The following is a 22,662-nucleotide window of genomic DNA, read 5'->3' as shown; positions in this document are numbered from 1 at the left end:
TGAATAAAGCGTTACTTCTACGGCGTTTCGGTCTGGGAATCGCCTTCGACCGGCGCCGGCAGGCCTTCGATGCTCTCGGCCTCTTCGGCGCTGTCGGCGGTGCCGTCGGTTGCGCGTTCCTGCTTGCGCTTGAGCTTTTCTTCCTTCTTGCGCTTCTTTTCCAGCTCTTTCTGCCGTTTTTCGTACGTGAAATTGGTCTTCGCCACGACATGGTTCTCCGGTGAATACCGTTTTCAACCCGTCCCGTGCCAAATGAAAAAACACGTTCTCATGGCGAGGCAGGGTTGGCGACTGGTATGGGGCCTGCGGGATTGCATTAACACTGTTGTCATCGTAGCACGTCAATCGGTCAATCTATCACCGCACCTCGTTCGATCAGGAGTTCGCGCAATACCGTTCGGTGACAGTGCGCAAGGTCGGCGCAATAGCAGCCGACGGAAAAACTGGTCTGGTGGGATAGCGCCGCCAGCAGGTCGAGCAGCCGCGCCGGCTCGGCTTGTTTCATCTGGGAAATGTAACGTTTGCGGCAGGCGGCCAGCGTGGCGTCGTCGGACGCGGCCAGCCAGGCTTTCACCGTTTCCGGGTCGGGCGACAGCAGCGGCATCCAGACATCGTAAAAATCGCGCGACGCGAATTCGGCTTTCGGCACGCCGCGCGGCGGCCGCCGCACCGTGCCCAGCCGCAGCCCCTCGCCCTCGATGCGCGGCGTGCCCAGCCGGACGACCCTGATTCCCATCGCGCCCTCGCCTCAGCCGCGCGGATGATGCTGCGCATGCAGCAGCTTCAGCCGTTCGCGGGCGACATGGGTGTAGATCTGCGTGGTCGAAATGTCGGCATGGCCCAGCAGCAGCTGCACGACCCTGAGGTCGGCGCCGTGGTTGAGCAGGTGGGTGGCGAATGCATGCCGCAGCGTGTGCGGCGACAGCGGCGCCTGGATGTCGGCCTTCAGCGCATGTTTCTTGATCAGTATCCAGAACATCTGGCGGGTCATTGCGCCGCCGCGCCCGGTGACGAACAGCGCGTCGTCGGTCTGGCCGTTCAGGATCACGCCCCGCGCCTGCGCGAGGTAGCGCTCGATCCAGCCGCGCGCCTCGTCGCCGAAAGGCACGAGCCGGGTCTTGTCGCCCTTGCCGGTGATGCGCAGCACGCCCTCGTTCATGCCGACTTCCATCGACTTCAGCAGCACCAGTTCGGACACCCGCAGGCCGCTCGCGTACATCAGTTCCAGCATCGTGCGGTCGCGCAGGCCCAGCGGCGTGCTGACGTCGGGCGCGGCCAAAAGCGCCTCGACCTGCGCTTCCGACAGGGTCTTGGGAAAGCGCGACGGCTGGCGCGCCGAGCGCATCCGCAGGCAGGGATCGACCGCGATCCGTTTCTGCCGCAGCGCCATCTGGTAATAGCGGCGCAGCACCGCCAGCCGGCGGTTGGCCGAGGTCGCGCGGCTTTCCGCGTGGCGGGCGGCGAAGTAGGCATTGAGGTCGTCGGCGCCGGCCGCGTCCAGCGGCTTGCCGGCTTCCGCCTCGAGCCAGGCCGCGAACAGGCTCAGGTCGCGCCGGTAGGCTTCCAGCGTGTTTTTCGCCAGGCCGTCTTCCAGCCACAGCGTGTCGCAGAATCCATCGATCAGCGGCTGGCTGTCGAGCGCCGGCCTGCTCATCGGAAACGCTCCACGCCCTCGTGCGCCAGCAGCCAGCGCTTGACGCCGAGGTGGAAGCCGTCGGCGTCGGCGCTGCTGGCGAAACCGCCCAGCCCGCCTGCCGCGGTGACGCGATGGCAGGGCACGACCAGCGGAAACCAGTTGGCGCCGCATGCCTGCCCCACCGCGCGCGGCGCCGAGGCCAGCAGCCGGGCCAGGTCGCCGTAGGTGCGCACATGGCCGCGGGGGATGGACGCGATCGCGCTCCATACCCGCTGCTGGAAGCGGGTGCCGACGGTGGCCAGCGGCAGGTCGAAGCGGAAATCCGGCTCGGCGAAATAGCGCTGGATCTGGCCTGCTGCGCGCTCGGCGAGCGCGTCGGCGGGGTCCTGCGGCTTGTGGGACGGCGGCAGGTAGACCAGTTCCTGCAGCAGGGCGTCGGCGGTGCGCACGCCGATCGCGCCGAACGGGGCGGGAACGATGGCGGAGAAAATCGTGGTATTGGGCATGGGGGAAAGCATAATGGAAAAGACGGCCTCCCTGCATGCCCGTTCGGGCCCGGCGGCTTGCGCAAGGGGGGTTTTTCCCGGTCATGCGCGCCAATGCGGGCGGCCGATGCATGGCACACGGGCTGACCCTGGGGCTGACCCGGGAATGCCGATTCAGGGGCTTTGGTTCAGGAGACCGACGCAGGCAGCCGATAGCGCAATGCGCGTCGCCCGGCGCAGCCTACAATCTCGCCGTTACTCACCCTGCAATCCCCTACCGACAACAAGCATCATGACCGACCTGACATCCCGCAACACCATCCACTGGACTCCCTCCTCCCCGCGCCGCCATTCACGCCGGCAGCGCATCGTCCACCGCGAAGGCAAGCCGCTGGTCCAGGCCACCCGCTTCACCGCCACCGTGCTGATCGTCGCCGAGCGCATCGACATCAAGGCGCTGGTCCACCTGCCGATGGTCGCGCAGTCCCCGCTGATGGTGCGCCTGCCCAGCGCCGGCGTGGCGGCGATATTCCGCTACGGGGCGGTGGCCTTCTTCGCCGAGGAAACCGGCGACCGCGAATGGCTGATGGCCAGCATCGGCCCGGCCAGCCACGGCGGCGGCGACCCGCTGGCCGAGGAAAAGGCCGCCGTCATCGTCGACCCGGATGCGCACGAGGGACCGGTCGGCAATGAAATCCACATCCATGCGGCCGACCGCGACCGGCTGCAGCTGCTGGCCGAAGTCATGTCCAAGGCGGCGATGCTGTCGTTCCAGGAGCGGCGCTCGGCCGGCGAGTTCGACCGCATCGAGCCGCTGGCGCAGGACCTGGCCGACGACGGCCGGTTCTCGGTGCGCTCGCAGGACCTGATGCGGGCGGTCGGCAACATGCTGCTTTCTGAACACCGGCTGACCAACCGGGCCGAGGTGATGGACAAGCCCGAGCTGTTGTGGAGCAACAGCCACCTGGAAGCCCTGCATGCGCGCCTCGAGGGCGACTACGAAATCATCGACCGCGCCAAGGCGCTGGAGCGCAAGCTGGCGACCCTGGGCCGCACCGCGGAGACGCTGCTGGAGACCGTGCGCTACAAGAGTTCGCACCGGGTCGAGTGGTACATCGTCGGCCTGATCGTCAGCGAGCTGGTGCTGTCGCTGTACGGCCACTTCGTCGGCTGAGACCAAAAAAAACCGCCGCTTCCCTGCGGAAGCGGCGGCTCGTTTCAGCGCTGCATGCGACCTGCCGCATGCGGCCTGTCACATGCGGCTTATTTCCCGTACAGCAGGTTGGGCAGCCACAGCGAGATCTGCGGGATGTAGGTGATGATCATCAGGAAGGCGAGCATGGTCAGCAGCCACGGCATCACCGCCACAGTGAGCTCGCTGATCCCCATCTTGGTAATTCCCGACGCGACATACAGGTTCAGCCCCACCGGCGGATGGCACATGCCGACCTCCATGTTCACCACCATCATGATGCCGAAGTGGACCGGGTCGATGCCCAGCGTCATCGCGACCGGGAACAGGATGGGCGCCATGATCAGCACGATGGACGACGGCTCCATCACGTTGCCGGCCAGCAGGAGCAGCACGTTCACCACCAGCAGGAAGCTGACCACGCCGAAGCCCTTGTCCATGATCCAGCCGGCCATTGCCTGCGGGATGTTCTCGGACGTCATCAGGAAGGAGAACAGCACCGCGTTGGTGATGATGTAGAGCAGCATCGCCGACATCGACGCCGAGTCCAGCAGCACCTTGGGCACCTGCTTGAAGCCCATGTCCTTGTAGACGAAGACCGCGACGATGAACGCATACACCGCCGACATCGCAGCCGCCTCGGTCGGCGTGAAAATGCCGGTGTAGATGCCGCCCATCACGATGACGATCAGCAGCAGGCCCCAGGCGCTCTTGCGGAACGCGATGAAGCGCTCGCCCCAGGTGGCCTTCTTCAGGCGCGGATAGTTGTGCTTCCTTGCCAGGTACCAGGTGGTCAGGCCCAGCAGCGTCGCCAGCATCAGGCCCGGGATCACGCCGGCCATGAACAGCTTGCCGACCGAGGTGTTGGTGGACACCGAATACATCACCATCACGATGGATGGCGGGATCAGGATGCCCAGCGCGCCCGAGGTCGTGATGACGCCCGCGCCGAAGCCCTTCGGATAACCCTGGCGAACCATCGCCGGCATGATGATGGAGCCGATCGCCACCACGGTCGCCGGGCTGGAGCCGGACACCGCCGCGAACAGCGCGCATGCCATCACGCCTGCCAGCGCCAGGCCGCCGTGCCAGTGGCCGACCATCGAGGTGGCGAAGTTGATCATGCGCCGCGCGACGCCGCCGTGCGTCAGGAAATTACCCGCCAGGATGAAGAACGGGATCGCCATGATCTCGAACTTCTCGATGCCGGTGAACAGCTTCAGCGCGACCGACTCGATCGGCACCTGCGTCATGGTGAACAGGAAGGTCAGCACCGTCAGGCCGAGCGAGATGGAGATCGGCATGCCGGTCAGCATCAGCGCCAGCAGCAGCACGAAAATAATCAGCGCATTCATACTTTTGCTCCGGAGATGTCTTCTTCGTTGGGGTCGATGCCTTCGACGTGCGCATGGTCATGCTTGGGCAGCTCGCCGGTGCGGATGAACGCGAACGTCACCTGCAGGAAGCGGAAGCACATCAGGTAGGAGCCGAGCGGCACGGCCATGTAGACCATCCACATCGGGATTTCCAGCACTTCGGACGTGCTGGTGGTGTGGCTCAGTTCGTAGACGAAGGTCGCGCCCAGCGTGCCGACGATGCCGGTGAACAGCGCGCCGGCCAGCAGGCCAAGAATGACGAAGCGCCTGTGCCACGGCGCGTTCATGCGGTTGATCAGCACGTCGACGCCGACGTGGATGCCGGTGCGCACGCCGTAGGCGGCGCCGAACTTGGCCATCCAGACGAACATGTAGATCGTCAGTTCCTGGGCCCAGCTGGTGTTGAGCTGGATCAGCCAGTCCTGCAGGCCCGGTATCGGCAGGCCCGACATGTAGCGGTGTACCACTGCAACGAAGACGACGATGGTCGCCGCCGCCATCAGGCTGGCGATGAGCCACTCTTCGAGATGGTCTAGTAATTTCATGGGTGTCCCCTCATAGTGGAAAAAAGCCCGCACAAGACAATGCGGCTTGCCGGCCGTGGCCGGAAAGCCGCATGCGTGCGAACCGCTGTATTACTTGGCGCCGATTGCCGCCGCTTCCTTGTTCACGGCGTCGATGGTGGCCTTGCCGATACGGCTTTCCATGTCCTTCTGCACCGGGGCGAGCGCCTTGCGCCACTCGGCCTTTTCCTTGTCGTTCAGCGCATAGATCTCGGTCTTGCCGGTTGCCTTGACGGCCGCGATCGCCTTGTCGTTCTCCTGCTGGGCGATGGCGTTGGCATACTTGGTCGCCTCCTTCATCGCGCCGTCGAGCTGGGTGCGGATGTCCGCCGGCAGGCCATCCCAGAACTTCTTGTTGACGATGACCGCATAGCCCAGGTAGCCATGGTTGGACATGGTCACGTGCTTCTGCACTTCATGCATCTTCTGGGTGTACAGGTTGGACGGCGGATTCTCGGTGCCGTCGACCACGCCGGTCTGCAGCGCCTGGTAGACCTCGGAGAAGGCCATCACCTGCGGGTTCGCGCCGAGCGCGCGCATTTGCGCGTCGAGCACCTTGGACGACTGGATGCGCATCTTCATGCCCTTGAAGTCGGCCGGCATGTGCATCGGCTTGTTGGAGGACATGACCTTGAAGCCGTTGTCCCAGTAGGCCAGGCCGGTGATGCCCTTCGGCTCCAGCTTCTTGAACAGATCGCGGCCCACCTGGCCCTCGGTGACGCGGTACAGCACGTCCTTGGTCGGGAAGATGTAAGGCAGGTCGAATACCTCGAATTCCTTCACGCCCAGCGGGCCGAACTTGGCCAGCGAAGGCGCCAGCATCTGGACCGCGCCCAGCTGCAGCGCTTCCATTTCTTCCTTGTCCTTGTACAGCGTGCTGTTCGGGTACACTTCGATCTTGACGCGGCCGTTGGTGGCTTTCTCGGCCAGTTCCTTGAAGCGGTCGGCGCCCTTGCCTTTCGGGGTGTCATTCGCCACCACGTGGCTGAACTTGATGACGATGGGGGCCTGCGCATACGCCTGGCCGGATACGACTGCTGCGGCCGCAAGCGCCAGGTAAAGGACGTTTAATTTCATGTTTTCTCCAGATCGACAATACGAATGATGTGTTTTTATTGTTCTTTTGAAATAGGCAGCACATTCTGGTCACGCCACGCACTGGTCACAAGTGTGGATAACCACAATGGCCAAAGCCTTGCATGACGCTAACGACGACCTGCACCTGATACGCGCCTGGCCCGCATGATGCGATTTCCCGCCTTCCCTCCGCTGCCCGGCCGCCCCGGCCGCGAACAATCCTGGCGCTGGCTGCTGCCGGTCTTCCTGCTGCTGCTGTTCCTGTTCGCGCTGCTATGGCTGCCATGGCAGGCGCAGCGCATGGAGTCCACCGAGCGCCAGGAGCAGATGATCGCCGACACCCTGTGGGTCGAGCAGACGGTGCGCTTCCAGCTGGGCCGCAACGAGGAAAGCCTGCGCCTGGTGGCCAGCGACATGGTGTCCGGCTACCTCGACGGCAAGAAGTGGGATGACAGGATGGACGCGCTGCTGCGCAACAGCCGCGAGCTGGCGCGCGTGGTCTGGCTGGACGCGCAGGGCCGGCAGGTCGCTTCCACCGACGACGGCGTCGAACTGTCGCTGGCCGACCTGTCGCTGCCCTCGCGCCAGGCGCTGGAAAAGGCGCGCCAGACGCGGCTGCCGCTTTACGTGCAGCCGGTGCGCGGCAGCACCGGCACCGTGACGATGGACTATCACGTGCCGCTGGTGCGCGGCAACCAGTACCTCGGCGACCTGGTTGCCACCTACACCACCGCCAGCATCCTCGACCAGCTCGTGCCATGGTGGTTTGCGCAGGAAAACGAGATCCTGCTGACCGACAGCGACGACACCGTGCTGGACCGGCGCGCGTCCGGCGGGCCGGGCCGCAATGTCTACACCCACAGTCGCGCGCTCGACCTGCCGGGCGTCGCCATCACGCTGCGCACAAACAGCATCAAGAGCGAGCCGAAGCTGCTGCCCAACCTGCTGGTCGGCTCGGTGATCCTGCTTTCGCTCGGCCTGCTGTGGAGCCTGTCCGCGCTGTGGCGCGACATCAACCGCAGGCTGGTCGCCGAGGATGCGCTGCGCCAGCAGGTGTCGTTCCGCACCGCAATGGAAAACTCGCTGGTGACCGGCCTGCGCGCGCGCGACCTCGAAGGCCGCGTCACCTATGTCAACCCGGCGTTCTGCCAGATGGTCGGGCTGGCGGCGTCGGACATCGTGGGCCGGCTGCCGCCGATGCCCTATTGGGCGCCGGAAGCGATGGACGAATACCAGCAACGATTCAGCAAGGTGCTGGCCGGCAGCGTCACGCCCCGCTTCGAGACCATTTTCCAGCGCGCCGACGGCGAGCGTTTCCCGGTGCTGGTGTTCGAGGCGCCGCTGATGGACGACAGCGGCCGCCAGACCGGCTGGATGGGCTCCATCCTCGACGTGTCCGACCTGCGGCGGGTCGAAAACATCAACCGCCAGCAGCAGGAAAAGCTGCAGGCAAGCGCCCGCCTGGCCAGCATGGGCGAACTCGCGTCCACGCTGGCGCACGAGCTGAACCAGCCGCTGGCGGCGATTTCGTCGTATGCCACCGGCGCGCTGAACCTGCTGGCGCGCTCGCCCGAATCGGGCGCCGACCATGGCATGCTGAAGACGGCGCTGGAGAAAGCCAGCGCCCAGGCGCAGCGCGCCGGCCACATCATCCGCAGCGTCCATGCGTTCGTGCGCAAGCGCGACCCGGCGCGCCTGCCGATCGACGTCAAGACGCTGCTCGACGGCCTGGCGCCGCTGGTCGAACTGCAGGCGCGCCAGTTCTTCGTCTCGATCCAGATCAGCAGCGCGCCCGGCCTGCCGCAGGTCCTCGGCGACGGCGTGATGCTCGAGCAGGTGCTGCTGAACCTGACCCGCAACGCGATCGAGTCGATGCAGCTGGTGCCGCCGGCGCGCCGCGTGCTGCGCGTGGCCGCGGTGCTGGACGACAGCGGCGACACGCCGATGGTGGCGGTCTCGGTCGCCGACCGCGGCCACGGCATTCCGGCCGAAGTCGCCGAGCGCCTGTTCTCGCCGTTCTTCTCGACCAAGTCCGAAGGCATGGGCATGGGACTCAATATCTGCCGGACGGTGGTCGAATTCCATGGCGGCACGCTGACGCACAGCGACAACCCGAAAGGAGGCACCATATTCCGCTTCACGCTGCCGGTCATGACGCGCACCGCGGACGGCCCGGAGACCGCGCCGGCGTAGCTTGTCGCAATGGGACACCGCAGGAATCGATTTGTCGTTACACTGCAGGCGCAAACAATTTACACAAAGAAACTACAGTGCACACCATAAAGAACCCGCATGCTGCATATCGTCGACGATGAAGAAGTAATCCGGGACGCCCTCTGCTGGCTGGCGCAGTCGCGCGGCATTCAGGCCGCGGCATACGACAGCGCCGACGCTTTCATGAAGGCGCTGGAGGGCCGGCCGGCATTCGACCCGGGCGGCGACTGCCTGCTGCTGGACATCCGCATGCCCGCGACCAGCGGCATCGCGCTGTTCGAGACGCTGGATGCGCGCGGCCTGACCACGCGGCTGCCGGTCATTTTCCTGACCGGGCATGGCGACGTGCCGATGGCGGTCAGCGCGCTCAAGCGCGGCGCCTTCGACTTTTTCGAGAAGCCGTTCAACGACAACACGCTGATGGACCGGGTCGAGGAAGCGCTGGCCGCGTCGCGCAACGCCGGCGCCACGGCGGCCGTCAGCGAGCGGCTGGCGGCGCTGTCGGCGCGCGAGCGCGAAGTGCTGGACCTGATCCTCGAAGGCAAGATGAACAAGGTGATCGCCGACTGCCTGGGCATCAGCATGCGCACGGTGGAAGTGCACCGCGCGCATATCTTCGACAAGATGAATGTGAAGACCGCCGTGGAACTCGCGCGGCTGCTGAAGTAGCGCGGCGCGGCTTTTCTACGCGGAAGCCAGGCCGCAGCGGTTGCGCGGTCCCGGCTTCGCCGAACGGGAATGAAGCGGATGGAGCCGGGTTTCAGCCGCCCGGCGCCATGAGGCGGTTTGCTGAATTTCCGGCTGATCGCACCCGCCGTTTCCGCCGATAATTTCCCTACCTCCCTGCAAGTCTGCTTCCATCCGGTAACATGTCGCTTTCGCCGCATGCCCGCTCCCATGTCCATCGCCGCCATCCTGCTTCCCGATTTTTCGCTGATCCTGATCGGCCTGATCCTGATACGCGTGACGAACTGGGGCGCCGAATTTTGGGCCGGCCTGGAAAAGATGGTGTATTTCGTGCTGTTCCCGGCGCTGCTGTTCTATTCGACCTCGCGCACGCCGCTCGACTTTTCCACCACCGGCAAGCTGATCCAGGGCGCCCTGCTCATCGTCACGGCCGGCATTGCGCTTGGCTGGCTGGCCAAGCCGCTGTTCCCGGTCGGGCCGATGAGCTTCGAGTCGGCAGTGCAGACCGCTTTCCGCTTCAATTCCTACATGGCGCTGGCGATCGCATTCCGGCTGGGCGGCGAAGCCGGCACCTCGATGATGGCGCTGATCATCGGCTTCGCCGTCCCGCTATGCAATATGGCCGCCGTGCATGCGCTGGTGCACAAGAGCGGCGGCCTGGCCAAGGAACTGGCCAAGAATCCGCTGCTCATCGCCACCGCCTGCGGGGTGCTGTTCAACCTGACCGGCCTGCCGATGCCGGAAGTCGCCGGCGTGGTGCTGTCGCGGATGGGCAATGCGTCGATTGCGCTCGGGCTGATCATGGTCGGCGCCGGACTGAAGCTGTCCGGCCTGACCGAGGGACGCGGGATGTCGGCCTACCTGATTGCCGTCAAGCTGCTGGCCTTGCCGGTCATCGCCCTGCTCATCGGCGCCTGGTTCGCGCTGCCGCCGCTGCAGCTGCAGATCCTCGTCACGTTCGCCGCCCTGCCCACCGCCTCCAGCGCCTACGTGCTGGCCGCGCGCCTCGGCGGCAACGGGCCGCTGGTCGCCTTCATCATTTCGGCGGGCACGCTGGCGTCGATTGCGACGCTGCCGGTCTGGCTGATGCTGGCGCGCTAGGCGCCGGCGTGGCGCGCCAGCGCCCATGCCACGTGTTCCCGGACCAGCAGCGACGGGTGCGCCGCGCGCGCGTCCAGCGCCGCGACGATGCCGGCGTCGCCCGCCAGGCCCGCGCCTGCCGCATTTCCCAGCCCGACAGCGATATTGCGCAGCCAGCGCTCATGGCCGATCCGGCGTATCGCGCTGCCCTGCAGCCTCTCGTCGAATTCCTGCTCGGTCCATGCGAATAGTCCGGTCAGCGTCGCATTGTCCAGGCCGTTGCGCACATCGAAGTCCGGCAGGCTGGCGCGCTGCGCAAACTTGTTCCATGGGCATACCAGCTGGCAATCGTCGCATCCCAGCACACGGTTACCGATCAGCGGCCGCAATTCCAGCGGGATTCTGCCCTTGAGTTCGATGGTGAGATAGGAAATGCAGCGCCGCGCATCCATGCGCTGCGGCCCGAGGATGGCCTGGGTCGGGCAGGCGGCGATGCAGGCGGTGCAGCCGCCGCAGTGGGCGCTGACCGGCGGATCGACCGGCAGCGCCAGGTCGGTATAGATCTCGCCCAGGAAGTACATCGAACCGGCGTCGCGGTTGAGCAGCAGCGTATGCTTGCCGCGCCAGCCCAGGCCGGCCTTGTCGGCCAGCGCCACTTCCAGCACCGGCGCCGAGTCGGTGAACACGCGATAGCCGAATGGGCCGATTTCCGTTTCCACCCGCTGCGCCAGCTGCTGCAGCCGGCTGCGCAGCACCTTGTGATAATCGCGGCCGCGGGCATAGACCGACACCACCGCGGCGCCCGGGTCGGCCAGGCGCGCCAGTTCGGCGTCGCGCCAGTCCGGCCCGGCGTCGCGCGGCAGGTAATCCATGCGGGCGGCGATCACGCGCCGGGTGCCGGGCACCAGTTCGGCCGGCCGCGTGCGCTTGCTGCCGTGCGCTGCCATATAATCCATCTCGCCATGGAAACCCTGGGCCAGCCAGGCTTCGAAGCCGGGCTCGCTGGCGGCAAGGTCGGCGTCGGCGATGCGCACATCGGCAAAACCGAGTTCGCGGCCCCAGGCCTTGATCGCCGTGGCGAGTACGTCAAGGTCGATCACGGTTTCGGCATGCACAATCGTTATTCCCTCTCTGACAGGCAGCTATTTTAAAAGATGCGTCACTTTGAAGCAGAACTGAAGGATGAAGCCGGCACGCTGGCGCTGGGCGCGGCGCTGTCGCGGGCGCTTGCGCCGGGCCTGACCATCTACCTGCATGGCGACCTCGGCGCCGGCAAGACCGCGCTGACCCGGGCGCTGCTGCATGCGGCCGGCCACCCCGGCCATGTAAAGAGCCCCACCTACACGCTGGCCGAACCGTACACCGTGCAGCTGTCCGGGCAGCCGGTCGAGGTCGTGCATTTCGACCTGTACCGGATGGCCAGCGAGGAAGAGTTCCTCGACGCCGGTTTCCGCGAGTATTTCAACCACCGTACCGTCTGCATCATAGAGTGGCCGGAAAAGGCTGGCGACTTGTTGCCTCCGCCCGACATTAACGTCTTCCTCACCGTGCATGGCGAGGGGCGTAAGGTAGAATTGCAGGCCTTGTCTCAGCAAGGTTCCCTATGCCTCGAACGCCTGCACTTCGCTCCCAATCTCTGACTTCCCGCAACCGCCGCGTCATGCTCAAGGCGGGCGGCACGTTGCTTCTGTCGGTGATGGGCGCAACGCCGGCGCGGGCAACGCAGATCGTCGGCGTGCGGGTCTGGCCTGCAGAGGAATATACCCGCGTCACGCTGGAAAACGACAGCAACCTGAAGACGACCCATTTCCTGGTCAAGGACCCGGAACGCATGGTGGTCGACATCGAGGGCATCGACCTGAACCCGGCGCTGAAAAGCCTGGTGGCCAAGATACAGTCGAACGACCCATACATCCGCCAGGTGCGTGTCGGCCAGAACCGGCCGAGCGTGGTCCGGCTGGTGTTCGACCTGAAGGAGGAAGTGCGGCCGCAGGTGTTCGTGCTGCCGCCGGTCGGAACCTACCAGCATCGGCTCATCTTCGACCTGTACCCGGTCAACCCGCCCGACCCGATCGCCGCGCTGATCGCCAAGGGCGACTGGATGAAGGAAATGCCCAAGGAATTGCCGCCCGAGTTCGGCGCGCCGATGACCGACGAAAGGCGTCAGCCCAAGCCGCGGGCGAGCGAACCGCAAATCGCGAAATCCGAGCAGCCCGACGACCCGCCGCCCAAGCTCACCCGGATGATCACCATCGCGCTCGACCCCGGCCATGGCGGCGAGGACCCGGGCGCCATCGGCGCTTCCGGCAGCCGCGAGAAGGACGTGGTGCTGGCGATCGCCAAGCGGCTCAAGGCGCGCATCGAACAGCAGCCCAACATGCGGGTGATGCTCACGCGCGACGCCGACTACTTCGTGCCGCTGCAGGTGCGGGTGCAGAAGGCGCGCAAGGTGCAGGCCGACCTGTTCGTGTCCATCCATGCGGATGCGTTTGTCGAGCCGACCGCGCGCGGCTCGTCGGTCTTCGCGCTGTCGGAAAAAGGCGCCAGCTCGACTGCCGCGCGCTGGCTGGCCAACAAGGAAAACTCGGCCGACCTGATCGGCGGCGTCAACCTGCGCGGCCAGGATCATCAACTGGCCAGCGTGCTGCTCGACCTCTCGACCACCGCGCAGATCAACGACAGCATGAAGCTCGCGCGCGCGGTGCTCGGCGAGATCGGCGGCATCAACAAGCTGCACAAGGGATCGGTCGAACAGGCCGGCTTCGCGGTGCTGAAAGCGCCGGACATTCCCAGCATCCTGGTGGAAACCGCCTTCATCTCCAACCCGGAGGAAGAGGCGCGGCTGACCGACGACGGCTACCAGAACCAGATGGCGGACGCGCTGATGAACGGCATCCGCAAGTACTTCTCGAAGAATCCGCCGCTGGCGAAGAATCGCCTGACCTGACCTGGGCTAAAGCCGGCGCGCGTTGCCGCCGGCCGGCGAGGCCCGCCCTGCGGCGGCCTCGCCAGTTTTATCAGCTGCGTGCGAACCGCTGGTAAAACTTGTACAGCGCGCCCAGTGCCACCGGGATCGCCGCCGCGCCGACGCCGACCAGCACGATCACTGTCAGGTGGTCGCGGATCACCGGGATGTTGCCGAAGAAATAGCCGGCGGTGACCAGTCCGACCACCCATATCAGCGCGCCGGTGATGTTGAAGAACTGGAATTTCGCCACGCTCATGCCGGACACGCCGGCGACGAATGGCGCGAAGGTGCGGACCACGGGCACGAAGCGCGCCAGGATGATGGTCTTGCCGCCGTGGTTCTCGTAGAAGGCATGGGTCTTCTGCAGCGCCTTCTTGTCCAGCCAGCGGTAGTCGTGGGTAAAGACCTTCTGCCCGATCGCCGCGCCTATCATGTAGTTGACGGTGTTGCCGGCCACGGCCGCGAACACCAGCAGGCCGACCAGCACCCAGTAATTCAGCTCGCCGGTCGCGGCAAACGCACCGGCGATGAACAGCAGCGTGTCGCCAGGAAGGAAGGGAAATATCACCAGGCCGGTTTCGGCGAACACGATGGCCGACAGCACTGCATAGACCATCTGGCCGTATTCGGCGATTACCCTGCCGAGTGACTTGTCCACGTGCAGGATCATGTCGACAAATTGCATGAAATCCATTGTTTCCCCTTAGTTCGAGTGCGTAAAGTGCCGCGGAATCATACACCACTGCTTGTCAAAATGACCCGTTTTGACGGTCGTTCAGCGGACGACTGCGCGCAAACTTCATGCAGGTAGGACGCTATAATCGATGCATGAATGCTCCCTTCCAGCCGGCGCGCCGCGCCATCCAGCCCTTGTCCGACCAGCTCATTTCCCAGATCGCCGCCGGCGAGGTCATCGAACGGCCGGCCGCGGTGGTCAAGGAACTGCTGGAAAACGCGCTCGACGCCGGCGCCACCCAGGTCACCATCCGGCTCGACCAGGGCGGGGTCAAGCGCATCGCCGTCTGCGACAACGGCCGCGGCATTCCGCCGGAAGAACTGCCGCTGGCGCTGGCCCGCCATGCGACATCGAAGATCGCCACGCTGACCGACCTGGAAAGCGTGATGTCGCTGGGCTTCCGGGGCGAGGCGCTGGCGTCCATCGCGTCGGTGGCCCAGCTGACGCTGACCTCGCGCACCGCCGACGCGCCGCATGCGTGGGAGATCGGTCCCGGCGCGATGCAGCCGTCGCCCGCCTCCGGCGCGGTCGGCACCACGGTCGACGTGCAGGACCTGTACTTCAATACGCCGGCGCGCCGCAAGTTCCTGAAGTCGGACCAGACCGAGTACGGTCATTGCGCCGAAGTGGTCAGGCGCATCGCGCTGGCCCGTCCCGACGTCGGCTTCACCCTGACCCATAACGGCCGCACGGTCGAGCACTGGACCGCCTGCGAGATGGACAAGCGCAGCGCGCAACTGCTGGGCGAGGGCTTCGCCCAGGCCAGGCTGGCGCTGGAGGAAGCCAGCGGCGAACTGCGCATCCACGGATATGCCGGCTTGCCGACCGCGGCCAGGCTGCGCGCCGATGCGCAGTACTTCTACGTCAACGGCCGCTTCGTGCGCGACAAGCTGCTGACCCACGCGGTGCGCGCCGCCTACCAGGATGTGCTGCATGGCGACCGTTATCCGTCCTATGTGCTGCGGCTGGACCTGGACCCGACGCTGGTCGACGTGAACGTGCATCCGTCCAAGATCGAGGTGCGCTTCCGCGACAGCCGCGCGGTGCACCAGTTCGTGTTCCACGCAATCAGCCGCACGCTGGGCAAGACGTCCGCCACCGCGGCCGGCACGGTGCCGGCGCCGCAGCCCGCGGCCACGCTGGGCGGCGCCCTGTCCGCTTCCTCGTGGCAGCGGCCGCCGCCGCAGCAGGCCAGTTTCGGCGCCCAGTTCACGCCGCGCTTCGGCCAGCAGGACACCGGCGGCGTGACGCAGTCGACAGCCAGTTACGGCGCGCTGTTCGACGGCTTGCGCCAGCAGTCCGACGCCGCGGCGGACAGCCAGGTCCGCGAGCCGGACGCGCCCTACGTCGCCGCCCCACCGGCCGCGGATGCGCAGTCGCAGGAATTCCCGCTCGGCTTCGCGCTGGCGCAGCTGCACGGCGTCTTCGTGCTGGCGCAGAACGCCGCCGGCCTGGTGCTGGTCGACATGCATGCGGCGCACGAGCGCATCCTTTACGAGCAGTTCAAGCAGGCGCTGGACGAGGACGCGGTGCAGGTGCAGCCGCTGCTGATCCCCGTCACGTTTTTCGCCGACCCGGTGGAAGTCGGTGCCGCCGAGGAAAACCGCGAGACGCTGCAGACGCTGGGCTTCGACATCGCGGTCATGTCGCCGACCACGCTGGCGGTGCGCTCCATCCCGGCGCTGCTGAAAAATGCCGACGCCCAGGGCCTGGCGCGCGACGTGCTGCGCGATGTCCGCGAATACGGCGGCTCGCGCCTGCTGGTCGAGCGCCGCAACGAGCTGCTGGGCACGCTGGCCTGCCATACCGCGGTGCGGGCCAACCGCATGCTCACCGTCCCGGAAATGAATGCGCTGCTGCGCCAGATGGAAGCGACCGAACGCGCCGACCAGTGCAACCATGGCCGTCCGACCTGGGTGCAGCTGGGCCTGGCCGAGCTGGACCGGCTGTTCCTGCGCGGGCAATAGGCGGTGACCAACGACACACCGGCGCGCCTGCCGCTCGCGGTCGCCATCATGGGGCCGACCGCTTCCGGCAAGACCGGCGCCGCGCTGGAAATCGCGCGCCGCCGTCCCTGTGAAATCATCTCGGTCGATTCCGCGCTGGTCTACCGCGGCATGGACATCGGCACCGCCAAGCCGACGCCCGATGAACTGGCCGCGGTGCCGCATCACCTGATCGACATCATCGACCCCGCCGAAAGCTATTCGGTGATGCAGTTCCGCGCCGATGCGCTTCGGCTGGTGGATGAAATCCGCCAGCGCGGCGCGCTGCCGCTGCTGGTCGGCGGCACCATGCTCTACTTCAAGGCGCTGCGCGACGGCCTCGACGCGCTGCCGCCGGCCGACCCGCTGATCCGGGCCGAACTGGACCGCGACGCCGCCGAACTCGGCATGCCGGCAATGCACGCCCGCCTGGCCACGCTCGATGCGCCCACCGCCGCGCGCCTGAAGCCGAACGACAGCCAGCGGATACAGCGCGCGCTGGAAATCATCCGGCTGACCGGCCAGCCGATGTCCGAACTGCTCGCACAGGCCGTACCTGAACCCCTGCCCTTCCGGCTGCTGCCCATCGCGTTGGAGCCGTCGGACCGCGCCGTGCTCCACCAGCGCATCGCCACCCGTTTCGACGCGATGCTGGACCGCGCCAACGGCGGCCTGCTGGCCGAAGTGCGGCGCCTGCGCACGCGCGGCGACCTGCATCCGGGACTGCCGTCGATGCGCTGCGTCGGCTACCGCCAGGCCTGGGAATACCTGGATGGCCAGATCGACCGCGCCACCCTGCGCGACAAGGGCATCGCCGCCACCCGCCAGCTGGCGAAGCGGCAGCTGACCTGGCTGCGCTCGATGCCGGACCGGATCGTCATCGACTGCCTGGCGCCTGAACCCGCACCGGCGGAACGGATCATGGCCGAGATCGCACGGTGGGAGCGCACAGATGGCTGAAATTTGCATACAGAGCGCCGCACAGGCTTGACAGATTTTGGCGGGGACGTCAAAATCTCGGGCTTGTTTGGTGATATAGCTCAGTTGGTTAGAGCACAGCACTCATAATGCTGGGGTCGGTGGTTCAAGTCCACCTATCACCACCAGAACACGTTTGATGCAGTAAAGCACCGCAAAAGCCCGCGTTTCTCTTTTGAGAACGCGGGTTTTTTGTTTGCCCCGCAGCGTCCACGCGTTGCCATACGCCACCTCCAAGCCACTGCGCCGACGGTATCATGGCAATTTCCCGGCCACCTGCCTCCGTCCGTATGCCCGCCAACGACCGCTTCGACTTCCTGCTCGCCTGGTTTTTCGTGCTGGTCTGGGGTTCGGGATATCTTGCCAGCAAGACGGGCATGCAATATGCGGCGCCGTTGACCTTCCTCTCGCTGCGCTACGCCTTCGGGGTGCTGTGCCTGGCGCTCTGGGTGCTGGCATCACGTCCGCGCTGGCCCTCCACGAAACGCGAAGTGCTGCACATCTGCGTTGCGGGGCTGCTGATGCATGCGGTCAACCTGGGCGGCAGCCATTATGCGCAATACCTCGGCATGTCTGCCGGGATTACGGCGCTGCTGCTGGCGACACAACCGCTGTTCACAGCGATATTCGCGTCGCAGATGCTGGGCGAGAAGCTGCTGCGGCGTCAGTGGCTGGGCGTGGCGATTGCGCTGGCAGGGGTCAGCCTCGTGGTCTGGTACAAGGTCAACCTGCAGGCGGGCAGCCTGGCGAGCTTTGTGGCCGTGGCCGTGTCGCTGGCGGCGATCACGAGCGGCACGCTTTACCAGCGGGCGTTTTGCCGGGATGCCGATCTGCGCAGCGCGGCGTTCATCCAGTTTCTCGTCTCGCTGGCCGTGCTGGCGCCGCTCGCCGTTGGCATCGACGGATTTGCGGTGCGCTGGAGTTGGCAGCTCATTGCAGCCATCGTGTTTCTTGTGGTGTTCGCATCGATTCTTGCGGTTAATGTCCTGCATACCCTGATGCGGCGCGGCCATGCGACCAAGGTAACCAGCCTGTTCTTTCTGACGCCCATCGTCGCGGTGCTGCTGGAATGGGGAATGTTCGGGGTGGTTCCCACTGCGCTTACCCTTATCGGCATCGTGATCACCTGTGCCGGCGTTGCGCTCGTGACGGCCCGTGGGGAACGAAAATCCTGAAAAACCGGTGCCGTCCTGGCGGACAAAAAGGTGCCCTGATTGCGGCCTCACCGTGGTAACTCACGGTGACATTGTTCCTTGATTGTCAAAAACAATCACCTTGTGTTAGCGAATCTGGCGGCTAGAGCAGAGGCTGTTTATTGGGGAAGTAATCAACCGCAAATCCTTCAGCGGGAGGCGGCATGGCTGCCAGGACGGGCACGAATGGAGATGACACATTAAACGGGCTGGATGGTGACGACCTGCTCGATGGCGGCGGCGCCGACACGATGAACGGCGGCGCTGGAAACGATACCTTGATTGGCAATGGCGGTAATGATGTCCTGGAAGGCGGCACTGGTGCGGATAGCTTGTCAGGCGGCGCTGACAGCGCCCGTTAGACCCTGTTATCGCCTCTGGAATACCGAAGACCTCTACCAAGGTTTTGCAGGCGAAGACTGCTTTTCAAAATATTACGAGCAGCCTTCTGCCCGCGATGATCTTTCTCCACGATTTCCGCTCCGGGCCAGGCTACTCACCGGCGAGCAGCCTGCCCCGACCCATCGCTTCCCTATACCAGGGCTGGCAATTTCTCCAGATGCTTGTCCAGCGTGACCGGATACTCCCGCACCCGTACGCCGGTGGCGTTGTAGACGGCATTGGCAATCGCCGCAGCCACGCCGCAGATACCCAGTTCGCCGACGCCCTTGGCCTTCATCGGCGACGAGATCGGGTCGGTTTCGTCCAGGAAGATCACGTCCTGGTGCGGCACGTCGGCATGTACCGGCACTTCGTACCCTGCCAGGTCATGGTTGACGAAATACCCATAACGCTGGTCGACCACCAGGTCTTCCATCAGCGCCGCGCCCAGGCCCATGGTCATCGCGCCGATCACCTGGCTGCGCGCCGACTTCGGGTTCAGGATGCGGCCGGCGGCGCATACCGCCAGCATGCGCCTGACGCGGGTCTCGCCGGTGGCGGCATCGACCGCGACTTCGACGAAGTGCGCGCCGAACGTCGACTGCTGGTATTTCTTGTCCAGGTCGCCGTATTCCATATGGTCTTCCGCTACCAGTTCGCCGCCTTCGGCCGCCTGCGCCAGCGGCACCGACTGTCCGCCAGCACGCACCATGCCGCCAGAAAACTCGGACGCCGCCGTGTCCATGCCCAGCTGCCTGGTCACGGCCTCGCGCATCTTCATGCAGGCCGCATACACGCCTGCCGTCGAGCTGTTGCCGCCCCATTGCCCGCCCGACCCGGCGGACACCGGGAAGTTCGAGTCGCCCAGCTTGACGACGACCTTGTCCAGGCCCACGCCCATCATCTCGGCGGCGGTCTGGGCAATGATGGTATAGCTGCCGGTGCCGATGTCGGTCATGTCGGTTTCCACCGTGACGACGCCGTTGCGGTCGAGGCGTATGCGGGCCGCCGACTTCATCACGAGGTTGTTGCGGAATGCCGCGGCCACGCCGTAGCCGATCAGCCAACGGCCGTCGCGGACCTGCGCCGGCTTCGGATTGCGCGCATTCCAGCCGAACTTCTCTGCGCCGGTGCGCATGCACTGGATCAGCCGGCGCTGGGAGAACGGACGATCGGGCTTCTCCGGGTCGACCTGGGTGTCGTTGATCACGCGGAACGCCACCGGGTCCATGTTGAGCTTCTCGGCCATCTCGTCGATCGCAATTTCGAGCGCCATCAGGCCCGGCGCCTCGCCGGGCGCGCGCATCGCATTGCCCTCGGGCAGGTCGAGCACGGCAAGCCGCATTTTCGTCATGCGGTTCGCGCCGGCATAGAGCAGGCGCGTTTGCATCACGGCGGTTTCTGGCTGCCCGCCGGGCAGGTCGCCCGACCAGCTTTCATGGCCGATGGCGGTGATCTTGCCGTTCCGGTTGGCGCCGATGCGAATGCGCTGTATGGTCGCCGGGCGATGGGTGGTGTTGTTGAACATCATCGGCCGTGTCAGCGCGACCTTCACTGGGCGTTTCACCGCCCAGGCGCCGAGCGACGCCAGCAGCGCCTCGGTCCGCAGGAACAGCTTGCCGCCAAAGCCGCCGCCGATGAACGGCGACACCATGCGCACCCTGTCCTTGGGAATATTCAGCGTCCTGGCCAGGTCGTCGTGGCCCCAGCCTATCATCTGGTTGGAAGTCCAGACGGTGAGCTTGTCGCCGTCCCATGCAGCGATGGACGCATGCGGCTCCATCATCGCGTGCGACTGGTCGGGCGTGGTGTAGGTGGCGTCCAGCTTCACCGGCGCGGAGGCAAACGCGCCGGCAAAGTCACCGGCCTTGCTGTCCGGCGGGCTGTCCTCGGACTTCGGCTTGGTGGCCGAACCCTTGGCCTTTTCCAGGCTGTACTCGCCCTTCTCGGCGGCATATTTCACGCGCACCAGCTGGCCGGCGGCGCGCGCCTGCTCGAAGGTCTCGGCCACCACCAGCGCGATCGCCTGGTGATAATGCTCGATATCGGGCCCGGCCAGCAGCTTCGCGGTGTTCTTGCTGCCCTTGCCCAGCTTGCCGACATTGTCGGCGGTGATGACCGCCAGCACGCCCGGCGCGCGCCTGGCTTCGCTGGTGTCCATCGACGCAATGCGGCCCTTGGCGATCGCCGCGCCCACCACGTGGCCGTATGCGGCATTCGGCGCGACCTTGTTCTGCTCGTAGGCGTAAGGGGCCGTGCCGGTGGTCTTGAGCGCGCCGTCGATGCGGTCGGTCGGCTTGCCGATGACCTTGAGCTGGTCGATCGGGTTGGTGGTTGCGGGAGTGGTAAATTTCATTTGCTCAGCCTTTCTTCACTTCTGCCAGCACCGAATGCAATGTGCGCTGGACCAGGGGAACCTTGAACGCGTTTTCCGGCGTTGTTCTGGCGTCGGCGAGCAGGCCGTCGACCACCGCCTTGGCGCCGTTGCGCATCTTCTGCTCGGCGCCTTCGACGCGCCACGGCTTGTGCGCGACGCCGCCCAGGGCGACCCGCCCGCTGCCGTCCGGCTGCACGATGGCGGCCACCGAGATCAGTGCGAACGCATACGAGGACCGGTCGCGCACCTTGCGGTAGACATGGGCGCCGCCGACCGGCTTGGGCAGCGTCACCGCGGTGATCAGCTCGCCCGGGACCAGCGCATTTTCAATATGCGGCGTCGTCCCCGGCAGCTTGTGGAAGTCGGCGATGGGGATCACGCGCGTCGTTCCATCCGGCCGCACGGTCTCGACCTCGGCGTCCAGGATGCGCATGGCCACGGCCATGTCGCTCGGATGGGTCGCGATGCATGCGTCGCTGGCCCCGACGATCGCCAGCTGGCGGCTATAGCCGTTGAGGGCCGAGCAACCGCTGCCTGGGCTGCGCTTGTTGCACGGCTGGTTGGTGTCGTAGAAGTAAGGGCAGCGGGTGCGCTGCAGCAGGTTGCCGGCGGTGGTCGCCTTGTTGCGCAGCTGGCCGGATGCGCCCGACAGCAGCGCGCGCGACAGCACGCCGTAATGGCGGCGCACGTTTTCATCGGCGGCGAGGTCGGTGTTGCGCACCAGCGCGCCGATGCGCAGGCCGCCCGCCGGCGTGGCTTCCATCTTGTCGAGCGCCAGGCCATTGACGTCGATCAGGTGGGTGGGCGTCTCGATTTCCAGCTTCATCAGGTCGAGCAGGTTGGTGCCGCCGGCAATGAAGCGGGCGCGGGGATGCTGCAGCGCGGCTGCAGCGGCCTCGGCCGGCGTGCCTGCGCGCAGATAGGTAAAGGCTTTCATGCGGCACCTCCGGCGACTTCGGTCATCGCGTCGACGATGTTCGAATACGCGCCGCAGCGGCAGATGTTGCCGCTCATCCGCTCGCGGATCTCGTCGGCGCTCAGCAGCGGCCGCGCGGTCAGGTCGGCGCTGACATGGCTCGGGATGCCCTGCTTGATTTCGTCCAGCGTCGCCACGGCCGAACAGATCTGCCCGGGCGTGCAGTAGCCACATTGATAGCCGTCATGCTTGATGAAGGCAGCCTGCATCGGATGCAGCTTGCCGACGGTGCCCAGGCCCTCGATGGTCGTGACCTTGGACTTGTCGTGCATCACCGCCAAGCTCAGGCAGGAATTGATGCGCCGGCCGTCGACGATGACGGTGCAGGCGCCGCACTGGCCGTGGTCGCAGCCTTTCTTGGTCCCGGTCAGGTGCAGGTTTTCGCGCAGCGCATCGAGCAGCGTGGTGCGCGTGTCCACTTCCATCTGGTGGACTTCGCCGTTGACGTTGAGGGACAGCTTGCTCATGACCGGCGCTGGTTCCGCGCTGGCCGACGCCGACGCCTGCGCGCCAGCCACTGCGGGAACGCTGAGGGCGGTCGCCGATATCGCACTGGTAATAAGCATGTTGCGCCTTGAAATTTTGATGTTGCTGAGGTCGTCCATAACGGTATGCATCCTGTGAGCTGTTGATCTGGCCACCCCGCCGTGCATCCTGGCTGGCGGCGCTGGCCGACGATCGTCGGGCGGGTAAGGACTATCCTTGCGCGCTGTATCCAGTTGAAGAATGGTTAACAGTTCAGTAAGTTCCACTTTGTC

Annotated in this window: 22 protein-coding genes and 1 tRNA gene; 11 read left to right on the top strand and 12 right to left on the bottom strand. The window is 65.7% G+C overall.

From position 1 onward, the window contains the following. Window positions 1-17: 17 nt before the first annotated feature. From QOL82_RS00575 to QOL82_RS00560, 4 genes are all read right to left on the bottom strand, one after another. Window positions 18-206, bottom strand: a complete 189-nt coding sequence (locus QOL82_RS00575) for a hypothetical protein (protein WP_283440276.1) — start codon at window positions 204-206, stop codon at window positions 18-20. Between the two features lie 143 nt (window positions 207-349). Next, window positions 350-736: a DUF488 domain-containing protein gene (locus QOL82_RS00570; protein ID WP_283440275.1), complete on the bottom strand. Its 387-nt coding sequence runs from the start codon at window positions 734-736 to the stop codon at window positions 350-352. 12 nt (window positions 737-748) lie between these two features. Further along, the gene (xerD, locus tag QOL82_RS00565) at window positions 749-1,654 is read right to left on the bottom strand and encodes a site-specific tyrosine recombinase XerD (RefSeq protein ID WP_283440274.1); all 906 of its coding nucleotides are present in this window, start codon (window positions 1,652-1,654) and stop codon (window positions 749-751) included. Further along, the gene (locus QOL82_RS00560; protein ID WP_283440273.1) at window positions 1,651-2,142 is read right to left on the bottom strand and encodes a methylated-DNA--[protein]-cysteine S-methyltransferase; all 492 of its coding nucleotides are present in this window, start codon (window positions 2,140-2,142) and stop codon (window positions 1,651-1,653) included. Before QOL82_RS00560 ends, xerD begins: the two co-directional genes overlap by 4 nt. A 271-nt stretch (window positions 2,143-2,413) precedes the next feature. On the opposite strand from QOL82_RS00560, the gene QOL82_RS00555 reads away from it, so the two are divergent. Continuing rightward, window positions 2,414-3,295: an RMD1 family protein gene (locus tag QOL82_RS00555; protein ID WP_283440272.1), complete on the top strand. Its 882-nt coding sequence runs from the start codon at window positions 2,414-2,416 to the stop codon at window positions 3,293-3,295. 89 nt (window positions 3,296-3,384) lie between these two features. Here QOL82_RS00555 and QOL82_RS00550 read toward each other — a convergent pair whose 3' ends face one another. The 3 genes from QOL82_RS00550 to QOL82_RS00540 form a co-directional block, all read right to left on the bottom strand. Further along, the gene (locus QOL82_RS00550) at window positions 3,385-4,668 is read right to left on the bottom strand and encodes a TRAP transporter large permease (protein ID WP_283440271.1); all 1,284 of its coding nucleotides are present in this window, start codon (window positions 4,666-4,668) and stop codon (window positions 3,385-3,387) included. After that, complete coding sequence (locus QOL82_RS00545; RefSeq protein WP_283440270.1) at window positions 4,665-5,234, bottom strand: TRAP transporter small permease; 570 nt, start codon at window positions 5,232-5,234, stop codon at window positions 4,665-4,667. Before QOL82_RS00545 ends, QOL82_RS00550 begins: the two co-directional genes overlap by 4 nt. Before the next feature lie 90 nt (window positions 5,235-5,324). Next, window positions 5,325-6,329, bottom strand: a complete 1,005-nt coding sequence (locus QOL82_RS00540) for a TRAP transporter substrate-binding protein (protein ID WP_283440269.1) — start codon at window positions 6,327-6,329, stop codon at window positions 5,325-5,327. A 165-nt stretch (window positions 6,330-6,494) separates the two neighbouring features. Between QOL82_RS00540 and QOL82_RS00535 the strand changes: the two genes are divergently transcribed. From QOL82_RS00535 to QOL82_RS00525, 3 genes are all read left to right on the top strand, one after another. Then, window positions 6,495-8,522: a sensor histidine kinase gene (locus tag QOL82_RS00535; RefSeq protein ID WP_283440268.1), complete on the top strand. Its 2,028-nt coding sequence runs from the start codon at window positions 6,495-6,497 to the stop codon at window positions 8,520-8,522. A gap of 99 nt (window positions 8,523-8,621) precedes the next feature. Continuing rightward, on the top strand, window positions 8,622-9,212 hold the full coding sequence (locus QOL82_RS00530) for a response regulator transcription factor (protein ID WP_283440267.1): 591 nt from the start codon (window positions 8,622-8,624) through the stop codon (window positions 9,210-9,212). 228 nt (window positions 9,213-9,440) lie between these two features. Continuing rightward, entirely contained in the window at window positions 9,441-10,331 is an 891-nt protein-coding gene (locus QOL82_RS00525; protein ID WP_283440266.1) for an AEC family transporter, read from the top strand. On the opposite strand, the gene queG is transcribed toward QOL82_RS00525, so the two are convergent. Then, window positions 10,328-11,425: a tRNA epoxyqueuosine(34) reductase QueG gene (gene queG / locus QOL82_RS00520; RefSeq protein ID WP_430438419.1), complete on the bottom strand. Its 1,098-nt coding sequence runs from the start codon at window positions 11,423-11,425 to the stop codon at window positions 10,328-10,330. The two genes, QOL82_RS00525 and queG, sit on opposite strands and share 4 nt — an antisense overlap. Before the next feature lie 39 nt (window positions 11,426-11,464). On the opposite strand from queG, the gene tsaE reads away from it, so the two are divergent. Beyond that, window positions 11,465-11,950 (top strand): tRNA (adenosine(37)-N6)-threonylcarbamoyltransferase complex ATPase subunit type 1 TsaE, encoded by a 486-nt coding sequence (tsaE, locus tag QOL82_RS00515; protein ID WP_283440265.1) that lies wholly within the window; start codon window positions 11,465-11,467, stop codon window positions 11,948-11,950. Continuing rightward, window positions 11,914-13,257 (top strand): N-acetylmuramoyl-L-alanine amidase, encoded by a 1,344-nt coding sequence (locus QOL82_RS00510; RefSeq protein ID WP_283440264.1) that lies wholly within the window; start codon window positions 11,914-11,916, stop codon window positions 13,255-13,257. Before tsaE ends, QOL82_RS00510 begins: the two co-directional genes overlap by 37 nt. A 70-nt stretch (window positions 13,258-13,327) precedes the next feature. On the opposite strand, the gene QOL82_RS00505 is transcribed toward QOL82_RS00510, so the two are convergent. Then, a complete protein-coding gene (locus QOL82_RS00505) occupies window positions 13,328-13,972 on the bottom strand; it encodes a VTT domain-containing protein (RefSeq protein WP_283440263.1) in 645 nt (214 codons plus the stop codon). A 134-nt stretch (window positions 13,973-14,106) separates the two neighbouring features. Here QOL82_RS00505 and mutL point away from each other — a divergent pair, with 134 nt between their 5' ends. The 5 genes from mutL to QOL82_RS00480 all read left to right on the top strand — a co-directional run bounded on the left by mutL (window position 14,107) and on the right by QOL82_RS00480 (window position 18,532). After that, window positions 14,107-15,981: a DNA mismatch repair endonuclease MutL gene (gene mutL / locus QOL82_RS00500; protein WP_283440262.1), complete on the top strand. Its 1,875-nt coding sequence runs from the start codon at window positions 14,107-14,109 to the stop codon at window positions 15,979-15,981. Between the two features lie 48 nt (window positions 15,982-16,029). Then, a complete protein-coding gene (gene miaA / locus QOL82_RS00495; protein ID WP_283440788.1) occupies window positions 16,030-16,959 on the top strand; it encodes a tRNA (adenosine(37)-N6)-dimethylallyltransferase MiaA in 930 nt (309 codons plus the stop codon). Window positions 16,960-17,028: 69 nt separating this feature from the next. After that, window positions 17,029-17,105, top strand: a tRNA-Met gene (locus tag QOL82_RS00490). A 162-nt stretch (window positions 17,106-17,267) separates the two neighbouring features. Beyond that, window positions 17,268-18,152, top strand: a complete 885-nt coding sequence (locus QOL82_RS00485; protein WP_283440261.1) for a DMT family transporter — start codon at window positions 17,268-17,270, stop codon at window positions 18,150-18,152. 182 nt (window positions 18,153-18,334) lie between these two features. Next, window positions 18,335-18,532 (top strand): calcium-binding protein, encoded by a 198-nt coding sequence (locus QOL82_RS00480; RefSeq protein ID WP_283440260.1) that lies wholly within the window; start codon window positions 18,335-18,337, stop codon window positions 18,530-18,532. A gap of 170 nt (window positions 18,533-18,702) precedes the next feature. On the opposite strand, the gene paoC is transcribed toward QOL82_RS00480, so the two are convergent. Genes paoC through paoA form a run of 3 tightly spaced genes read right to left on the bottom strand, consistent with a single transcriptional unit; the run spans window position 18,703 to window position 22,509 of the window. Further along, entirely contained in the window at window positions 18,703-20,907 is a 2,205-nt protein-coding gene (gene paoC / locus QOL82_RS00475) for an aldehyde oxidoreductase molybdenum-binding subunit PaoC (protein WP_283440259.1), read from the bottom strand. Window positions 20,908-20,911: 4 nt separating this feature from the next. Continuing rightward, window positions 20,912-21,865 (bottom strand): FAD binding domain-containing protein, encoded by a 954-nt coding sequence (locus QOL82_RS00470; protein WP_283440258.1) that lies wholly within the window; start codon window positions 21,863-21,865, stop codon window positions 20,912-20,914. Next, a complete protein-coding gene (paoA, locus tag QOL82_RS00465; RefSeq protein WP_283440257.1) occupies window positions 21,862-22,509 on the bottom strand; it encodes an aldehyde dehydrogenase iron-sulfur subunit PaoA in 648 nt (215 codons plus the stop codon). The genes QOL82_RS00470 and paoA overlap by 4 nt, the downstream gene beginning before the upstream one ends. Window positions 22,510-22,662 lie beyond the last annotated feature (153 nt).

Source organism: Noviherbaspirillum suwonense (assembly GCF_900182955.1).
Classification (GTDB): Bacteria; Pseudomonadota; Gammaproteobacteria; order Burkholderiales; family Burkholderiaceae_D; genus Noviherbaspirillum_A; species Noviherbaspirillum_A suwonense.
The sequence above is the reverse complement of the archived record's forward strand: the minus strand, read 5'-3'. Positions and strand labels throughout refer to the sequence as shown.

Excerpts from the sequence above, each read along its gene's own strand:
- QOL82_RS00570 (WP_283440275.1), bottom strand. The coding sequence starts at position 736 with ATGGGAATCAGGGTCGTCCGGCTGGGCACGCCGCGCATCGAGGGCGAG.
- xerD (WP_283440274.1), bottom strand. The coding sequence starts at position 1,654 with ATGAGCAGGCCGGCGCTCGACAGCCAGCCGCTGATCGATGGATTCTGC.
- QOL82_RS00560 (WP_283440273.1), bottom strand. The coding sequence starts at position 2,142 with ATGCCCAATACCACGATTTTCTCCGCCATCGTTCCCGCCCCGTTCGGC.
- QOL82_RS00555 (WP_283440272.1), top strand. The coding sequence starts at position 2,414 with ATGACCGACCTGACATCCCGCAACACCATCCACTGGACTCCCTCCTCC.
- QOL82_RS00550 (WP_283440271.1), bottom strand. The coding sequence starts at position 4,668 with ATGAATGCGCTGATTATTTTCGTGCTGCTGCTGGCGCTGATGCTGACC.
- QOL82_RS00545 (WP_283440270.1), bottom strand. The coding sequence starts at position 5,234 with ATGAAATTACTAGACCATCTCGAAGAGTGGCTCATCGCCAGCCTGATG.
- QOL82_RS00540 (WP_283440269.1), bottom strand. The coding sequence starts at position 6,329 with ATGAAATTAAACGTCCTTTACCTGGCGCTTGCGGCCGCAGCAGTCGTA.
- QOL82_RS00535 (WP_283440268.1), top strand. The coding sequence starts at position 6,495 with ATGATGCGATTTCCCGCCTTCCCTCCGCTGCCCGGCCGCCCCGGCCGC.
- QOL82_RS00530 (WP_283440267.1), top strand. The coding sequence starts at position 8,622 with ATGCTGCATATCGTCGACGATGAAGAAGTAATCCGGGACGCCCTCTGC.
- QOL82_RS00525 (WP_283440266.1), top strand. The coding sequence starts at position 9,441 with ATGTCCATCGCCGCCATCCTGCTTCCCGATTTTTCGCTGATCCTGATC.
- tsaE (WP_283440265.1), top strand. The coding sequence starts at position 11,465 with ATGCGTCACTTTGAAGCAGAACTGAAGGATGAAGCCGGCACGCTGGCG.
- QOL82_RS00510 (WP_283440264.1), top strand. The coding sequence starts at position 11,914 with ATGCCTCGAACGCCTGCACTTCGCTCCCAATCTCTGACTTCCCGCAAC.
- QOL82_RS00505 (WP_283440263.1), bottom strand. The coding sequence starts at position 13,972 with ATGGATTTCATGCAATTTGTCGACATGATCCTGCACGTGGACAAGTCA.
- mutL (WP_283440262.1), top strand. The coding sequence starts at position 14,107 with ATGAATGCTCCCTTCCAGCCGGCGCGCCGCGCCATCCAGCCCTTGTCC.
- miaA (WP_283440788.1), top strand. The coding sequence starts at position 16,030 with ATGGGGCCGACCGCTTCCGGCAAGACCGGCGCCGCGCTGGAAATCGCG.
- QOL82_RS00485 (WP_283440261.1), top strand. The coding sequence starts at position 17,268 with ATGCCCGCCAACGACCGCTTCGACTTCCTGCTCGCCTGGTTTTTCGTG.
- QOL82_RS00480 (WP_283440260.1), top strand. The coding sequence starts at position 18,335 with ATGGCTGCCAGGACGGGCACGAATGGAGATGACACATTAAACGGGCTG.
- paoC (WP_283440259.1), bottom strand. The coding sequence starts at position 20,907 with ATGAAATTTACCACTCCCGCAACCACCAACCCGATCGACCAGCTCAAG.
- QOL82_RS00470 (WP_283440258.1), bottom strand. The coding sequence starts at position 21,865 with ATGAAAGCCTTTACCTATCTGCGCGCAGGCACGCCGGCCGAGGCCGCT.
- paoA (WP_283440257.1), bottom strand. The coding sequence starts at position 22,509 with ATGGACGACCTCAGCAACATCAAAATTTCAAGGCGCAACATGCTTATT.